At 63.9% G+C, this 15,376-nt stretch carries 17 protein-coding genes; 12 read left to right on the top strand and 5 right to left on the bottom strand.

The window, feature by feature from the left end; translation table 11 throughout:
* The first annotated feature begins 79 nt into the window (after positions 1-79).
* Positions 80-265 (top strand): hypothetical protein, encoded by a 186-nt coding sequence (locus tag NKI29_RS07295; protein ID WP_023677835.1) that lies wholly within the window; start codon positions 80-82, stop codon positions 263-265.
* Between the two features lie 14 nt (positions 266-279).
* On the opposite strand, the gene NKI29_RS07290 is transcribed toward NKI29_RS07295, so the two are convergent.
* The 5 genes from NKI29_RS07290 to NKI29_RS07270 form a co-directional block, all read right to left on the bottom strand.
* Entirely contained in the window at positions 280-828 is a 549-nt protein-coding gene (locus NKI29_RS07290; protein ID WP_352698706.1) for a DUF1254 domain-containing protein, read from the bottom strand.
* A complete protein-coding gene (locus tag NKI29_RS07285; protein ID WP_352569876.1) occupies positions 821-1,405 on the bottom strand; it encodes a DUF1214 domain-containing protein in 585 nt (194 codons plus the stop codon). Before NKI29_RS07285 ends, NKI29_RS07290 begins: the two co-directional genes overlap by 8 nt.
* A gap of 97 nt (positions 1,406-1,502) precedes the next feature.
* The gene (locus NKI29_RS07280) at positions 1,503-3,662 is read right to left on the bottom strand and encodes a transglycosylase domain-containing protein (RefSeq protein WP_352569875.1); all 2,160 of its coding nucleotides are present in this window, start codon (positions 3,660-3,662) and stop codon (positions 1,503-1,505) included.
* Positions 3,663-3,837: 175 nt separating this feature from the next.
* Complete coding sequence (locus NKI29_RS07275; protein WP_352569874.1) at positions 3,838-4,470, bottom strand: NAD(P)-dependent oxidoreductase; 633 nt, start codon at positions 4,468-4,470, stop codon at positions 3,838-3,840.
* A 19-nt stretch (positions 4,471-4,489) separates the two neighbouring features.
* Positions 4,490-5,383, bottom strand: coding sequence for a class I SAM-dependent methyltransferase (locus NKI29_RS07270; RefSeq protein ID WP_352569872.1), 894 nt, complete (start codon positions 5,381-5,383; stop codon positions 4,490-4,492).
* A gap of 129 nt (positions 5,384-5,512) precedes the next feature.
* On the opposite strand from NKI29_RS07270, the gene NKI29_RS07265 reads away from it, so the two are divergent.
* From NKI29_RS07265 to NKI29_RS07215, 11 genes are all read left to right on the top strand, one after another.
* Entirely contained in the window at positions 5,513-6,409 is an 897-nt protein-coding gene (locus NKI29_RS07265) for a LysR family transcriptional regulator (RefSeq protein WP_352569871.1), read from the top strand.
* A gap of 308 nt (positions 6,410-6,717) precedes the next feature.
* On the top strand, positions 6,718-6,990 hold the full coding sequence (locus tag NKI29_RS07260; RefSeq protein ID WP_352570000.1) for a hypothetical protein: 273 nt from the start codon (positions 6,718-6,720) through the stop codon (positions 6,988-6,990).
* 211 nt (positions 6,991-7,201) lie between these two features.
* Positions 7,202-7,612, top strand: coding sequence for a DUF3168 domain-containing protein (locus NKI29_RS07255; RefSeq protein WP_352795759.1), 411 nt, complete (start codon positions 7,202-7,204; stop codon positions 7,610-7,612).
* A 373-nt stretch (positions 7,613-7,985) separates the two neighbouring features.
* Positions 7,986-8,285, top strand: a complete 300-nt coding sequence (locus NKI29_RS07250; protein WP_352569868.1) for a hypothetical protein — start codon at positions 7,986-7,988, stop codon at positions 8,283-8,285.
* Between the two features lie 64 nt (positions 8,286-8,349).
* Positions 8,350-9,015 carry a response regulator transcription factor gene (locus tag NKI29_RS07245; RefSeq protein WP_352569867.1) on the top strand — a complete coding sequence of 222 codons (666 nt, stop codon included), beginning with the start codon at positions 8,350-8,352 and terminating at the stop codon, positions 9,013-9,015.
* A gap of 10 nt (positions 9,016-9,025) precedes the next feature.
* Entirely contained in the window at positions 9,026-10,453 is a 1,428-nt protein-coding gene (locus NKI29_RS07240; RefSeq protein ID WP_352454424.1) for an ATP-binding protein, read from the top strand.
* 121 nt (positions 10,454-10,574) lie between these two features.
* A complete protein-coding gene (locus NKI29_RS07235; RefSeq protein WP_352449042.1) occupies positions 10,575-11,009 on the top strand; it encodes an RT0821/Lpp0805 family surface protein in 435 nt (144 codons plus the stop codon).
* A gap of 222 nt (positions 11,010-11,231) precedes the next feature.
* The gene (gene ccmI / locus NKI29_RS07230) at positions 11,232-12,368 is read left to right on the top strand and encodes a c-type cytochrome biogenesis protein CcmI (protein WP_352756234.1); all 1,137 of its coding nucleotides are present in this window, start codon (positions 11,232-11,234) and stop codon (positions 12,366-12,368) included.
* 3 nt (positions 12,369-12,371) lie between these two features.
* Positions 12,372-12,815 carry a cytochrome c maturation protein CcmE gene (ccmE, locus tag NKI29_RS07225; protein ID WP_352454332.1) on the top strand — a complete coding sequence of 148 codons (444 nt, stop codon included), beginning with the start codon at positions 12,372-12,374 and terminating at the stop codon, positions 12,813-12,815.
* Between the two features lie 14 nt (positions 12,816-12,829).
* Positions 12,830-14,818: a heme lyase CcmF/NrfE family subunit gene (locus NKI29_RS07220; RefSeq protein WP_352569864.1), complete on the top strand. Its 1,989-nt coding sequence runs from the start codon at positions 12,830-12,832 to the stop codon at positions 14,816-14,818.
* Positions 14,815-15,279 (top strand): cytochrome c-type biogenesis protein, encoded by a 465-nt coding sequence (locus NKI29_RS07215; RefSeq protein WP_352569863.1) that lies wholly within the window; start codon positions 14,815-14,817, stop codon positions 15,277-15,279. The genes NKI29_RS07220 and NKI29_RS07215 overlap by 4 nt, the downstream gene beginning before the upstream one ends.
* The last annotated feature ends 97 nt before the right edge of the window (positions 15,280-15,376 follow it).

The raw sequence follows: 15,376 nt of genomic DNA, 5'->3' as shown, positions 1-15,376 counted from the left end.
CCGTTAACCTACTACCTTCTTAATCGACTATGGAGGCGTTGCGTTGTGCTCCGGGGCAACCGAGAGGAATACGCGAACCATGGGCATGGTACTGTCTTTCGTGCCGCGAACGGCGGCAACCAATCGAGCACAACAAGCCGCGCCGGCGGCAGTGATCATCTTTCCCGGGGTGCGCTACGAGCAGCGGCCGCTGACGGGCGAAACGCGGCCGGCCGGCCCCGACAAGCCGGGACCTTCGGGAACATTGCCGGTACCGCATCACTGAGCATCGGAACCGGCTTAAAAATCCTGCAGTTCGCAGGAACTCTGTTCGAGAAACCGCGAGACGATCGGCTTCCAGCTGTCGTCGGGCACGAACGAACGGACGACGAATACGCCTTCCTCTATCGGCGCCTCGACGAAGATGGCCCCTTGCAGTTCCTCGGGAAGATCCTTGCGGACCTCGATCATCTGGGCCGGCGTCAGCACAACGGTGTCGAGCACGCCTGCGGTCGCGCTGTGGTCGTTGAACGAGTAGATGTTGTGGCCGCCGCGGTCGTAGACCGATATCGACCAGAACGGCACCTTTCCCGGTGCCTTGACCCGCATCATCCCCTCGGCAAGATCGAAGCGGCATGCCGCCGCATAAAACAGCGGATCGACCGATTTCACCACCGGCGCGCCGCCGGCTTCCGCGTCGAGCCTGGTCATCTTGTAGAGATCCGAAGCCATGGCCAATCGCGACCAGGCGTCGCGTTCGGAAAACTCGGGGACGAGCAGCAGCACGATGATGTGCACGATGCCGGCGCCGAGCAGGCCGAGCAGCACGGCATGCAGCAGGCTACGCATTGCAGCCGACCTTCTGGATCTGCGGCAGCGTGACGTCCGAGAGACCGGTGCTGCTGGCGATCGGCGTGTCGTAGAACGTAAGCACCAAGTACATCTTGCCGGCGCCGCTGGTCAGCAGCCAGTTGCCGGGCACAGGGCGGCTGCCGACGGAAATGACCACCGAATTGTCGGCCTGGCGCAGCACTTGATAGGACTGCAGCGCAGCCGGCCTCGGCTTGCCGGTCTCGACCACGCCAAGCGACTGGTCGGCGGCATAAAGCGTCCAGAACCGGGCGGTGGGAAAGCCGCCCGCAATCTTGTAGGCACATTGCCGCTTGAGCTGTTCGCCGCCGGAATCGCGCTCGGCGATGAAGGACAGTCCTTCCGCCTGTCCGAGCGCCAGCACGCCTTCGCGAGCCACGCGGGCCTTCGAATAGGGATCTGCCGTCGGCGTGCCGATATCGGGGAAGGCGGTCCATTGGCCGATCCTGATGGCGCCGACGCCATCCTGCAGCTTCAGTGCATACCAGACGCTGCCGCCACCGCCGACGACGGCTATGGCAAGCGAAAGCAGTGTCAGGAAGGCGTTCTTGAGCATGAGGAGGCAGGGAACCGAAGGCCGGGACTGAAAGATTGCCGCTCGGGGATATCGCGGCGCAGGGCCTTGTGGCAAGCGGCCCTGTGGAATTGACCGCTCAGAGCGCCGACAGGGTCTCCGGCGCAGCGGGCGCGTCGAGCACGGGTGCCGCCTGGAACAGCTTCGTGAGTTCCTTCAGGGTCTGGGTGGTCCGGCTGGACAGCACCGGCGGACGCTCGGCGGCGGCATCGGCTGCTGCCTGTTCGGCGCTCTTCTTCTCCGCTTCCTCGGCCTTGGCAGCGATTTCGGCATCGACGAAGGGGTGATCGAGGCCGGGGATCGGTCTGAGGTCGATATTCTGGTGCGCATAGAGCATCAGGCGCTGCCACACCATGGCCGGCAGCGTGCCGCCGGTCATCTTGTTGGTCGCGGTGAAGTCGTCATTACCGAGCCAGACGGCGGCCGTGTAGTTGCCGGTAAAGCCGACAAACCAGGCATCGCGGTAGGACTGGGTCGTGCCGGTCTTGCCGGCGACGACGATGTTTGGAAGGGCTGCGCGCCGGGCAGTGCCGATCACCGGCACCGCCGCCAGCATGGTGTTCATGTATTTGAGCGCCTGCTCCGATAGCACCCGGTGCGGCGGCGGCGCATCCTTGGCGAAGTCGTAGACCACCTCGCCGGTACGGGTGAAGAGTTGGCTGACGCCGTGCCGGGTTCCGGCAAAGCCGTTCTGGGCAAACACGCTGTAACCCGTCGCCTGGTCCATCACGGTCATGCCCGACGTGCCGAGCACCATGGTCTTGTGCGATTCAAGCGGCGACTCGACGCCCATCGCCTCGGCCATCGCCTTGATCGGCTTGATGCCGAGATAATCCTTGGCCAGCCGCACCGGCACCGTGTTGATCGATTTGGCCATCGCCGTGATCAGCGTGACGTTGCCGGCCGACCCGCCATTGTAATTGTGGGGCGACCAGCTGCCCCAGGAGATGGGTCCGCCGGAAACCACCGAATCCGGCGTGAAGCCATGCTCCATCGCCGTCGCATAGACATAGGGCTTGAACGAGGAGCCGGTCTGGCGAAGCGCTTTGGTGGCGCGGTTGAACTGGCTGGCGCCGTAGTCGCGGCCGCCGACGATCGCCCTGACCGCGCCATTGGTCTCGATGACGACGATGGCGCCCTCGGTGACGTTGTATTCCTTGCCGAACTGGCGGAGGTGGAACTCCATCGATTCTTCGGCCGCCTTCTGGATGTTGGCATCGAAGGTGGTGTGGGCGACAAGCGAGTGCGGGCCACCTTTGGCGGCGATCTTCTTGACCTCGTCGAAGGCCCAGTCGAGGTAATAGTCGGGGCTCTTCTGCTCGCCGCGGTCGACGATTTCGGCCGGGTGCAGCCTTGCCTGCAGCACCTGGCCTTCGGTCATGAAGCCGGAATCGACCAGATTGGACAGCACCACGTTGGCCCGCGCCCGGGCGGCGGGCAGGTTTATGTGCGGCGCATATTTGGTCGGCGCCTTGAACAGGCCGGCCAGCATCGCCGCCTCGGCAAGGTTCAGGTCCTTGACGCTCTTGCCGAAATAGAAATCGGCTGCCGCCTCGATGCCGAAGGTGCCGCCGCCCATATAGGCGCGGTCGAGGTAAAGCTGCAGGATTTCCTTCTTCGACAGATTGGCTTCGAGCCACAGCGACAGGAACGCTTCCTTGATCTTGCGCTCGAACGTCCGCTCATTGGTCAGGAACAGGTTCTTGGCCAGCTGCTGGGTGATGCTCGAGCCACCCTGGACGACGGAATTTGCCCGCACATTCTCGAATATGGCGCGCGACAGGCCGAGCACATCGATGCCGTAATGGTCGAAGAAACGGCGGTCTTCGGTCGCCAGCACCGCCTTGATGACATGGTCGGGCATCTCGTCGACCGGCACCGAATCGCGCTGGATGATGCCGCGCTGGCCGATCTCGTTGCCGTAGCGGTCGAGGAAGGTGACGGCGAAGTCGCCTTGCGTGCGCCAGTCGCCGGCGGTTATCTGGAAGGCCGGCAAGGCCAGCGCCAAAAGCACGACGATGCCGCCGGCACCGAGCGTAAAGCCTTCACTCAACAGTTCGATCAGGCCACGGCGCCAGCCGCCGACGCGGAAACGCCGCGAGAAGATGGTCGCCGCTTCCCAGAACTGGCGCGCCCTGAAGCCGATTTCGTAGACCGAGGAATCGATCCATGCATCCACCGCCAGCAGCCTTGCGGCGATCGGACCTCTTCTCTTGCGTGGTTCCAAAGGACTGGCCATTCCAGGATCCGGCTGCGGCGATGCCGCCAACTGAGAAACCGCATACCGGCAATTTCACGGCGGCGCGCCGCTATGACTATTCGTCCATTTTGGCGCTGCCTACAAGGACGATGAAGATAAGGGCGATGAAGATAAGCGGGAGGTTTGTCGAGGGGAAGACGGCTCCCGTGCGGCGTCAGCGCAGGATGCTGACTGTCCTGCGCGAGTAGGTGGTGTCGTTGATCTGGGCGAGCATGAAGGCCGCTACGTCGGCCCGCGCCAGTGTCGGCAGCAGCGATGCCGCCCGGATGCCATTGCCATGGCGGAATTCACCCGTTGCCGCCCCATTGCTCAGCTTGGGCGGCCGCACGATGGTCCAGCCGAGACTGGATTGAACGACCAGGCTTTCCTTCACCTCATGGTCCGTCACCTCATGGCGCAGCACCAATGGCACGATGATGTTGCCCAACAGGAGGCCTAGTTGCCGCCGGCCGTCGCGAACGCCAAGGAATGAAAGATAGATGAGCCGTTCGGGGCCGGCCTGCTGCATCGCCGCGACGATGAAGCCGATGCCGGCAACGACGGCCGGATCGCGTTTCAGCGGCACGCCCACCCCAAGACAGCTGAAAACCGCATCATACCTAACAACGGCGCGTTCGACTGCCTGCCGATCGGCGACGTTTCCGACGATCACCTTGAGATTTTCGTGGCTGATGGCAAGCTTGCCCGGCGTGCGGACGAAGGCGGTCACCGCATGGCCCTTCGCCAACGCCGCCGAGACAAGCAGTCGACCCGTCGCACCGGAAGCGCCGAAGATCAGCAGTTTCATCGTCCGCTCCTGGAAACCGTTAGCCCCGCTTACGCCCGGCGACGAAGGCGACAGGCGCCCCGGTCGGGCCGGGCAGCAACCGGCTGTCGGCATAGCCGCTCTGATCGACCAGGTCCTGGGCTGCGCCCTTTTCAAAGACCGTGCCGCCCCACATTGTGGTGCGGAAGCGGGCGAGGGCGTCTCCCAGTGCATCCGGTCCAGGATTGACCATTGCCAGCAGCAGCCAGCCGCCGGGCCGCAACGCGGCGTGGCTGCGCTTGACGATGGCCCTGACATCCGGCTCGGGGATGAAGGCGCTTGGTACGAAAACAAGGTCGAACGCGTCCGTGTCCGCAATATCCTGGCCCAGCCCGGTGTGCAGTTCGATGCGATGTTCGAGCCCGGCTGCCCTGACGTTGGCAGCGGCCTGCGCGATGGCTTCAGGCAGGGGATCGACACCGACCGCCTTCAGGCCGGGCCATTGCCGCAGCATCGACACCGACAGGGCGCCGACGCCGACGCCGATATCCAGGAAGGCTGCGCCCGGTGCGGCGAGCCTCTCCGGCAAACCGGTCAGTTGTGGCGCGATCAGCCGCTTCAGCAACGCCGGGAAGCCAGATGAAACGTCGCCGAAGGCCTGGCGTAAACGGGCTTCCAGGGCCTCGACGCTTTCGGAGGAGCGCGACAGCAGCTTGCCACCTGAAAGCAGGTCGACCCGGATGCTGGCCAGCACCGGCGTGAGTTCGATGACGCCAGCACTTGATACGACGTCGGAGGCGCCGAGTTCGGCAAGCACGGCCCCTGTGCGCCGGGCCACACTGCCCTCGAGTGGCGTGCCGGAAATACGCGCCTCCATCGCCAAACCGAGCGCCACCAACGCATTGGCCGACGTCGCGTGCCGCGCCACCATCGTTCGCAAACCTTCGATATCCATCGATCGCTTCCCTGAATTGGATCAGGCCTATTCTCGCGCGGACGTCAAATTCAGGCGATTTGCAATTTCCGGGCATGCTTGTGCAAAACTGCACAGGTGCGCGGCGAGGAATTGATCTAGACTAGGTTCGTGATCAAGACCGGCGAACCGGACTGGAACGATCTGCGCTACTTTCTCGCTGCCGCCCGCGCGGGAACGTTGTCGGGAGCTGCGCGCGTGCTCGGCGTGCGTCACACGACGATCAGCCGGCGCCTGGCTGCTCTTGAGGCGGCACTCGGGGTTTCGCTTGTCGTGCGCACGCGGCAAGGTATCGAGATCACGCCGCTTGGCCAGACATTGCTGCCGCTCGGTGATGACCTTGAACGTACCATGCAAGCACTGACGGCGCTTGTGCGTTCGGGCAAGAATAGCGTTCGGCTGGCACTGCCGTCGGGCTTCAGCCCCCTTTTTGCCGAGCGTATGGCCGGGTTCCATAAGGCCCACCCCGATATCAATCTTGAACTGACGAGCGGCAGCAGGCCCGTGGACCTGCAGCACGGCGAGGCCGACCTAGCGGTCAGGATCGGCACCATCGCCGACGACGATTTGATCGCGCAGAAGCTTTGTGTTGCGGGCTGGTCGACCTACGCGTCCCAGCGCTATCTCGACCGTCACCCGATGCCCATCGACCCTCGCCAGCTGGCCGGACACGAGATCATTGGATTTCACGCAAGCCTTGCCGGCGTCCCCGGCGCCAAATGGGTTGAGGCGCACGGCGCCGGCGCGACAATTGTCCTTCGCGTTGCCGAAATGACGGAAATGCTGGCGGCGGCTCTGAGTGGCGCCGGTCTGGCGGTAATGCCCTGCATGTTGGCCGAAGCTGAACCGCGGATGGTGCGCCTTGCCCCCGACATTCTCGGCAGTCATCCGGTGTCGCTCGTCTATCGCCGTGAAATCGGGGCGGAGGCGCCGGTGCGCGCCGTCATCCGCTTCGTTTCTACCATCATCAAGGACCATGCCGAGGTGATCAGCGGCGAGACGCAGTAGGGGCATGGTGCAGCCGCTTGCGCGAGGTGCCGAGGATTGGCAGTCGTCACACGGGACGCTTGTCCCGCTCTTTGCGGGTCGCACCTTATCGTCCGGCGTTGGTTCTCTCGGAAGACTCGCTGGATACTCGATTTGCGGGAGCGCCAGAGAATCTTGCGATCCCGATAATATTAACAGGTATTATTTCCGCTAGGTCTCTCACCACAGTTGGGTCATGCCAAATGCCTGAGAATTGAATTTCCGCTGTGAAACACCTATCTTACAGTGAAATTCACGTTTTCGACTTTAGCTGCAAGGAGATTTTACGGATGGCCCAAGGCAATCAGAACATCATGGGAAAATCTGAGGCTCGCTTCATGGAAAATCAAAAGAAGGCGGCGGAGCGGAACAAAGCAACTGCCGAATATCTCTCGGAGGCGAAGGCCAGGACCATCAAGACGGCAAGGCTGAGGGAATTGCGACTGGCCAAGGAAGAGGCGGACCGCGCGGCGGCAGCTCTGAATCCGGTCGCCCCGAAGAAGAAGCGGGCGTCGCGGGCACTCAAGCAGGCCGTATCCGCATCGACGCAGCCCAAATCATGAGCCTGACATTTCCCATTCCAGCTGCAGCCAGGAAGCAAACGCATCCGCTTCGTCGGCCGTGCCGTCGCGGGTTGCAGGAGCAGGGCTTATTGCCGAGATCATGAAGGTTCATAATCCGCATGAGACGCGCTGATTCGCGCTTTGGCGGGATGCCTTCATGCAACGCAGCTACGCAGCCGGGAGCTCGACGCGACGGGCGAAGGGAAAGACGATGACCGCGCCGGCCGTCGAATTGCAGAAGGCCGTATTCGATGCTGTGAATGGCGATCCCGATTTATCGGCGGCATTGGGCGACGCAAGATTGTTCGACCGTGCGCCGGAAAATGTTGCGTTCCCCCACATGACCTTCGGCCGCACCAGCGTCTACGATTGGGCAACGGGAATGGAGAACGACGCAGAACAGTTGCTGACGTTGCATGTCTGGTCGAAATCAGAGGCCAGCAAGGAAACCAATGACATCATGGACCTTGTTAGCACCCGCCTGCGCGATACGGCTCTCTCGCTCGGCGAACATCGCCGCGCCTACCTCAAGCTCGAATTCGCCGAAGCCCGCTACGACGAGGACCTTTCGGCCCATCACGGGCTGCTGCGCTTCCGTGCCGTGATCAAGGACGAGGGCTGAGCACCGGGCACTTTTTGCAAATCGGACAATTTTGTTCTTGCTTTGTGCCGGCAGCTATGCTACTAATTTCCCTATGGTGCTGATGGCGCCAGCGACCCGCCGCAGAGGCGGGTTTTTTGTTTCAGGTTCGGTTCGCCTGAACTGCCATCGGTTGCCTTGGGCCGGATGCTTCGTCCTCCCAAATGGTCCTGCCCGCCAGATGATGCCGGTTGTCGGCGAAGGATTGGAGGGCTAGGTTAAACATTGGCGATTTCGCGGAGCCGGGCGGCGAAATGGCAATCCGGTAATCTCGCGCTTCAGGGGTGTGGCGGGCATGCATTCGAGCGTTCACCGTTCATATCACGTTCAGCACCGGCGCGTTAGAACGCTGACCATGAAAACCCTTCGCTCCCACTTCCGGACCGCGGCACTGGCGCTGTCAGCCGCCGGTCTGCTTGCGTCGCAAGCGATGGCGATCCCCGCTGTCGTGCCCGAGTGGACTCAGCCGGTCGTCGTCGCCGCGTCCGACTGCTACGCGATCGGCCAGCAGGTGGCCGAGCAGAATGGCGGCACCCTGGCCAAGGCCTCGCAGTCGACACGCGGCGGCCAGCCGGTCTGCGTCATCGTCGTGCTCGTTCCGGGCAAGGACGGGCAGCGTCCCCGTCGCTCCGAGATCGTCGTTCCGCTGAACTGAACCGTGCCGTTTCCCAGTCTGCCGGAATCGGCCTATATCTGACCAGTTTCAACAGGCCTCCCGCATGCGCGTACTCGTCGTCGAAGATGACAAGGATCTCAACCGGCAGATCGGCGACGCGCTGGTCGATGCCGGTTATGTCGTCGACCGCGCTTTCGACGGCGAGGAAGGGCACTTTCTCGGCGACACCGAGCCCTACGATGCCGTCGTGCTCGACATCGGCCTGCCGCAGATGGACGGCATCAGCGTGGTCGAACGCTGGCGGCGCGGCGGCCGCAAGATGCCGGTGCTGATCCTGACGGCACGCGACCGCTGGAGCGACAAGGTTGCCGGCATCGACGCCGGCGCCGACGACTACGTCACCAAACCCTTCCACATCGAGGAAATCCTGGCCAGGGTGCGGGCCTTGATCCGGCGTGCTGCCGGGCACGCTTCGTCCGAACTGACCTGCGGGCCGCTCCGCCTCGACACCAAGGTCTCCAAGGCCGACGTCGACGGCGTGCCGCTGAAGCTGACCTCGCACGAATTCCGCTTGCTTGCCTATTTGATGCACCATATGGGCGAGGTGGTGTCCCGGACCGAGCTGGTCGAGCATCTCTACGACCAGGATTTCGACCGCGATTCCAACACCATCGAGGTCTTTGTCGGACGGCTTCGCAAGAAGATGGGCATCGACATGATCGAAACTGTTCGCGGCATGGGCTACCGCATGCGTAAGCCGGAGGCGTAACGCGGAACCGCTGCCTACAAAACCCGCCGTCTCGAACACGCCGTCGCTGCGGTCATGGCCGCGTTCGGTGGCGTTTCGCGTCATCGCCTTTTCCACGGTCTGGGCGATCCTCACTCTGGTCGTCATCTTCACCTTGATCACCACGCTCTATCGCCAGGCCAGCGAGCGCGGTTTCGACAGCCTGCTTTCGGCGCATCTGTTCAACCTGATCGGCTCGGTCGGCGTTTCTGAAAGCGGCCAATTGACCGGCGCCCCCGACCTTGGTGATTTGAGGTTCTCGGAACCGAATTCCGGCTGGTACTGGTCGGTCGAGCCTGCCTCGGAAGGCGTGCACGGCGATCTCCATTCGTCGTCGATGACCAAGGCGATCCCGTCGCCAAGCGTTGCCGAGGTGCCCTTCAATGCCAGCTTCCAGCGCAGCTATTCAGCGGACGGCATCGAAGGCGAGCAGTTGGAGGTGTTCGAGAGCGAGTTCGTGCTCGATGCGAAAAACCGCGCCGCGCGCTTCCGCGTCATGGGCAACCAGACCGAGCTCGAGCAGGAAATCGCCACCTTCCAGCGGCGCCTTTTGACCTATCTGTCGCTGTTCGGCGTCGGCATGATCGCCATCAATGCGATTGCCATCCTGCTCGGCCTGCAGCCGCTGCGCCGGGTCAGGAATGCGCTTGCCATGGTGCGCGAAGGAACCGCGCAGCGCCTAGACGGCCGTTTCCCGGCCGAGATCGAGCCGCTCGCCAACGAGACCAATGCGCTGATCGAGAACAACAGGCGTATCGTCGAGCGGTCGCGCACACAGGTCGGCAACCTGGCTCACTCGCTGAAGACGCCGCTTGCCGTGCTGCTCAACGAGGGACGGGCGCTGGGTGGCGCCAAGGGTCAGCTGATCGCCGAGCAGGCCGCTTCCATGCAAAAGCAAGTGGACCATTATCTGCAACGTGCCCGCGTCGCCGCGCAGCGCGACAGCGTCGTCTACCGTACGCCGGTGGCGCCGCTGGTCCAGCGCATGGTTCGGGTGCTGCAGAAGCTCAACCCGCAGACGGCGCTGTCGCTCTCACTGCCGGCCACCGACATCGTCTTTGCCGGCGAACGCGAGGACCTGGAGGAGCTGCTCGGCAATCTGCTCGACAATGCGATGAAATGGGCAAGGAGCGCGGTCGCCGTTTCGGTCAAGCCAATCTCCAGCAAGGGTGGCGCTGGCACGGAAGGCGCAGCCAACCTGTTCGAGATCAGCATCGAGGATGACGGCCCCGGCATTCCCGACGACAAGGCGCGCGAGGTGTTGCAGCGCGGCCGGCGGCTCGACGAGACAAAACCGGGCAGCGGGCTCGGACTTGCCATTGTCGCCGACCTTGTCAACGAGTATGGAGGCTCTCTGGCGCTGGAACGATCCGTCATGGGTGGATTGAAGGCGATGGTTCGATTGCGGAGCCTTCAGTAATGCTTTTCCAGATTGCTTTTCCAGGTGGCCGGCCGCGGCCAAATTTCCGACAAACATCGACATTATGGCCGCGCCAGCTGCTGACAGCGCGGCGGTCCAGCTCAAGAAAGCCGGTATTGGCATGAAGATTCGCGTCGCGCTCGTTTCCGCCCTGCTCGCCGTCTCCGGCTGCACAACGCTCGGCAAGGGCCCGGCCGTTACGGTGACGCCGGCCGCGACGCCCCCCAGCGGCGCCAAGGTGGCGACGACGATCATCTCCGCCATGGGCGGCGGCCTCGTCGGCGGCTCTATCGGCGCCGGCCTGAGCGAGACCGAGAAGCGCAGCGCGCTCGAGGCGGAATACAAGGCGCTTGAATACACGGCGAGCGGCCAGAAAGTGGCTTGGAAGAGCGACGGTTCGGCCCATCGCGGCGAAGTGGTCGCCGCCCAGCCCTATCGCGTCGGCTCGCAGGACTGCCGGCAATACACCCATACGGTGTTTACCGGCACCGCCGGCGCCACCGCGCGCGGAACCGCGTGCCGCAATGCCGACGGCAGCTGGACGCCGCTGACGTAGCTGGCCGGCCATCGATCCGCCGATTCCGGTCCGGCACTAAAGCGCGTCGCGTGCGACCGGCCTCATGCGACGCGCTTTAGGTCCTTGCTTTGATGCATGGTCGTTATCGCAAAACCGCTGCACACTTTTGCGCGACATGCATTATCGATCGGAGCGGCCCCGCCAAAGCGTCGCAGCACGCTTGTGTTGGCAGGGCAAGGGTCTCGTTCTATTGGAAGAGCCATGCTGTTCTGGGTCATAGCCGCAATCCTGACGCTGGGCGCAAGCCTGGCGGTGCTGCTGCCGTTGGCCGGCGGATCGAAGAACGCGTCCGCTGCCGGCGATCACGACCTTGAAGTCTATCGCGACCAGCTGGCCGAGCTTGACCGCGATATGGCGCGTGGCCTGATCCAGCCAATGGAGGCCGAAGAGGCACGCGCCGAAATCGCCCGCCGCATCCTTCGCCTGAGCAATGCCGGCCACGCCGACGACACGGCGACGCAACCGTCGCGGTCGACAAGGCTGGTGGCGACGGCGGCCGTGCTGCTGGTTCCGCTGGTCAGCTGGGGCCTCTATGGCCAGCTCGGCTCACCCGACCTGCCGTCGCAGCCGCTCAGCGAACGCCTGGCCAAGAACCCCGCCGACAGCTCGGTCGACGAGCTGATAGCCCGCGCCGAGGCGCACCTGGCGGCCAACCCATCCGATGGCCGCGGCTGGGACGTGCTGGCGCCGGTCTATCTGCGCATGCAGCGATACGCCGATGCGGTGACCGCCTATCGCAACGCCATCCGCCTCGACGGCGACAGCGCCGCCCGCCAGGCGGGTCTTGGCGAGGCGATCGCCAATGCGGCCGGCGGCATTGTCTCCGCCGAAGCGCAGGCGGCTTTCGAGGCGGCGTTGAAGCTCGATCCGGCCAATCCGAAGGCATCGTTCTATCTCGCCATGGGCATGGCACAGGAAGGCCGCATAGCTGAAGCCACGGCGGCCTGGCAAAAGATGCTTGCCGCCTTGCCGCAGGGCTCGCCGTGGCGCGGCGCCGTCGAGCAGGCGCTGGCCGAATCCGCCGCCCGCAGCGTCGCTTCGGAGGCGCCCGCGAAAGGGCCGACCGCCGAGGATATCGATGCTGCTTCCTCGATGTCGCCGCAGGACCGGCAAGCCATGATCAGCACCATGGTTGCCGGCCTCGACGAAAAGCTTCGGCAAAATCCGCGCGACGAGGAAGGGTGGATGCAGCTCGTTCGTTCCTATGCCGTGCTGGGCAAGACAGATCAGGCGCGTGACGCGCTCAATCGCGGTATCGCCGTCTTTGGCGCGGACAGCGATCAGGCCAGAAAATTCACCGCCTTTGCCGCCTCGCTTGGCGTGACGGCGACGGAGTAGACGATGACGCGCAAGCAGAAACGACTGTCGGTGATCGCAGCGGGGCTGGGGTTTCTCGGTGTTGCCACGGGGCTGACCTTCTATGCGCTTGGCCAGAAGGCCTCCTATTTCTACATGCCGGCCGATCTGGCCACCGCCAGCCTTCAGCCGGGCCAGCGCATCAGGCTCGGCGGTCTCGTCGAAAAAGGCACGGTCGAGCGTAGCCAAGGCGCCACCGTCGCCTTTTCGGTGACCGACAACCAGAAGGACGTCAAGGTCACCTATACCGGCATTCTTCCCGACCTCTTCCGGGAAGGACAGGGCGTGATCACCGAAGGCTCGTTTGGCCCCGATGGCGTCTTTGTCGCCGACAGCGTGCTGGCCAAGCATGACGAGACTTATATGCCGAAGGAGGTAGCCGACGGCCTCAAGGCCAAGGGCGTATGGCAGGAGAGCAAGAGTGACTAGCGGGTGCGGTGACAATGGTTGAAACCGGACATTTCGCCCTGATCCTGGCGTTTGCGCTGGCCCTGGTGCAGACGATGGTGCCGCTGTTCGGTGCGCGCACCGGCAACCACAAGATGATGGCCGTCGGCGCACCGGCCGCGCTGACCGGCTTTGCCTTGACGGCGCTGTCTTTCGTGGCGCTGGCAACCGCCTACGCCGGCTCCGACTTCTCGGTTGAGAGCGTCTGGGAGAACTCGCATTCGCTGCAGCCGCTGATCTACAAGATCACCGGAACCTGGGGCAATCACGAAGGTTCGATGCTGCTCTGGGTGCTGATCCTGACCTTCTTCGGCGCGCTCGTCGCCGTCTTCGGCGGCAATCTTCCGGCGACGCTCCGGGCCAATGTGCTTGCCGTGCAGGGAGCGATCGGCGCCACTTTCTTCCTGTTCATCCTGACGACGTCGAACCCGTTCGTCAGGCTCAATCCGGCGCCTATCGAGGGCCGCGATCTCAACCCGATCCTGCAGGACCTCGGCCTCGCCATCCATCCGCCGCTGCTTTATCTCGGCTATGTCGGTTTCTCGATCTGCTTTTCCTTCTCTGTCGCTGCCCTCATCGAGGGCCGCATTGACGCTTCGTGGGCGCGCTGGGTAAGGCCGTGGACATTGGTTGCCTGGATGTTCCTCACCGGCGGCATCGCCATGGGCTCCTACTGGGCCTATTACGAGCTCGGCTGGGGCGGCTTCTGGTTCTGGGATCCGGTCGAGAACGCATCCTTCATGCCGTGGCTGGCGGGCACGGCGCTGCTGCATTCGGCGATCGTCATGGAAAAGCGCTCGGCGCTGAAGATCTGGACGCTGCTTCTGGCGATCCTGACCTTCTCACTGTCGCTGCTCGGCACCTTCCTGGTGCGCTCCGGCGTGCTGACCTCGGTGCACGCATTCGCCACCGATCCGACGCGCGGCGTTTTCATCCTCTGCATCCTGACGCTGTTCATCGGCGGCTCGCTGGCGCTGTTTGCCTTGCGCGCCTCCCGGCTGACGGCCGGCGGGCTGTTTCACCCGATCTCGCGCGAAGGCGCGCTGGTCCTGAACAATCTGTTCCTGACCACCGCCACCGCCACCGTGCTGGTCGGCACGCTCTACCCGCTCGTCGTCGAAGCCCTGTCTGCCGACAAGATTTCGGTCGGCGCGCCGTTCTTCAACCTGACATTCGGCCCGCTGATGGTGCCGCTCTTGGTCGTCGTGCCGTTCGGGCCGCTCCTCGCCTGGAAGCGCGGTGACATTTTCGCGGTCGCCCAGCGCCTGATGGCGGCTTTCGCGGCGGCGCTGCTCGCCGTGCTGGTGACGGCCCTGTTCATCGATGGCGCTTCGGTGTTGGCGGCACTCGGTGTCGGCCTTGCCTTCTGGCTGATCTGCGGCGCGCTCTCCGATCTCGCCGTCAAATCCGGCTTCGGCACCGTCGCGCCCGCCACCATGCTCAGGCGCTTCGCCGGCCTACCGCGCTCGGTCTTCGGCACAGCGCTTGCGCATCTCGGCCTCGGGCTGACAACGCTCGGCATTGTCGGCACGCTTTGCTTCGGCACCGAAAAAATCCTGTCGATGCATGCCGGCGAGACCGTCGAACTGTCCGGCCACAAGCTGCGCTTCGAGGGACTCTACCCGGCCCAGGGGCCTAACTACAGTGAGGATCGCGGCCGCTTCGCCCTGCTTGGCGCCGACGGCAGCGTCACCGGCGAGATCACCTCGGCCAAGCGCTCATATCCGGTGCGCCAGATGACCACAACCGAATCCGGCATCAGGACGATCGGCTTCAGCCAGCTCTATCTTTCGCTTGGCGACGAGGGCAGCGATGGCTCTGTGGTCGTTCGTCTGTGGTGGAAGCCGCTGGTGACGCTGATCTGGGGCGGCGGAATGGTGATGATGGCGGGCGCGGCGATGTCGCTGCTCGACCGCCGCCTGCGCGTCGGCGCACCGTCGCGCCGCAAGGCTGCGGCCGGCGTGCCATCGGCGAGCCCGCAATGAAAAGGGTCACGCTGGCCTCGCTGGTCCTGCTGCTGGCGCTGTTGTTCGCCGGCGCCGTGCAGGCGGTCAAGCCCGACGAGGTGCTCGCCGACCCGGCACTCGAGGCGAGGGCGCGCGCTTTGTCGGAAGGCCTGCGCTGCATGGTCTGCCAGAACCAGTCGATCGACGAGTCCGATGCCGACCTCGCCCGCGACCTGCGCATCCTTGTGCGCCAGCGCCTGGTCGCCGGCGATACCGATCGGCAGGTGATGGACTATGTCGTTTCGCGCTACGGCGAATTCGTGCTGCTGAAGCCACGCTTCAATCTGCGCAATGTTTTGCTCTGGGGGACGCCAGTTCTTCTGCTGCTCGTTGGCGGGACATTCATCCTGCTGGCCGCCCGCTCGCGCCATTCGACGGTGACCGCTGCATTAACTGCCGAGGAACAGGCGGCGCTGGACAAGATGCTCCGCCGCGATTGATCGATACATTACGAAAGTTTCATGTACCGGAAATGGCGCCGTAATGTGCGGCCCTCTATTTCCTTTGTCGAGGATGCCAATCAAGGGGCGTCCCTTG

The organism is Mesorhizobium sp. M0678 (genome assembly GCF_040320505.1).
In the GTDB taxonomy this organism is placed as follows: Bacteria; Pseudomonadota; Alphaproteobacteria; order Rhizobiales; family Rhizobiaceae; genus Mesorhizobium.
This window is presented reverse-complemented; position numbering and strand designations above follow the sequence as displayed.